This is a genomic window from Alcanivorax sp. HI0044 (genome assembly GCF_001634945.1).
The window spans coordinates 1-931 of sequence record NZ_LWEZ01001724.1 but is presented as its reverse complement, the minus strand read 5'-3'; the positions used below and the strand labels follow the sequence as shown (position 1 = coordinate 931).

Annotated in this window: 2 protein-coding genes; both read right to left on the bottom strand. The window is 57.1% G+C overall.

The annotated features are described in order from the left end of the window. A partial coding sequence (locus tag A3730_RS25895) for a hypothetical protein (protein ID WP_063539281.1) occupies window positions 1-240 on the bottom strand: 240 nt, incomplete at its 3' end. Beyond that, window positions 237-931 (bottom strand): tetratricopeptide repeat protein (locus tag A3730_RS25890; protein ID WP_231884052.1); only part of this gene is annotated, 695 nt, incomplete at its 5' end. The genes A3730_RS25890 and A3730_RS25895, both read right to left, overlap by 4 nt.

Sequence of the window (931 nt, the reverse complement as noted above, 5' to 3'; positions counted from 1 at the left end):
ATCCGGTATGGCCGTGCGGAATGAATCCGCCAGGCGGCGCTGAGTATCCACATAGATAGGAGCAGACAGCTCACTTTTCTCTGCCGGCCGGGAGTCCCGCTGCTGGTTCAGCAGCCAGTCAGTCACCGTTTCCGGCACGTTATCCACTACCTGGTCAGAAACACCAAAGCTGTAGTCCTGCTGGGGTTCGGCTGCTACAGCCAGCCCCGGCAATAGACATACCAAAAGCCATTTTTTCATGGTGCGGCCCTCCCGAATTGTTGACTGAGTTTCTCTGCATAGGCCAGTTCATCCGCCGAGAAACCATATTGAGACTGCAATTCCTGAATGCCTTTTTTGTTATCACTCATCAGGTATGCCACCGCCAGATTCTGTCGAACCGGCCCCTGGCCATTGGCCAACTCCAGTGCAGTACGCAGTTCAAACGCGGCATCGTCATACCGGCCCACCAACAACAAGGCATAACCGTAATCATTGCGCACCTGTGATGTGGCCGGTGCCATGTCGCGGGCCTTTTCCAGATGCGAAATCGCCGACATGACCTCATGGCGTTTCAGCAACACCATGCCCAGGCCATGCTCACTGCGGCCATCACCACAACGGTTGGCCAGGGCCCGATATACCTCTTCCGATTCTTCCAGTTTGCCGGACGCCGCCAACAACTGTCCGTAGCGCAACCAGTGATCGATGGCGTTCATCGGATCATTTTCCAGCTGCGCCAACGCTGCATAATTTCGCCCTTTGGCCATCAGTGTATCGACCATTTCCAGGTCGACCCTCTGCTCTGGCTGCAGCGCATCCTTGCAGACAATGCCAGACACATCCACGGTACCGCTTGCCTGTGCAGGTGCACCTTGGTGGGCGCAGCCCGCCAGCACTGCCAGCAGCGCCCCAGCGCACAGACCTCCCCAATTACTGCCACGCATGTCCC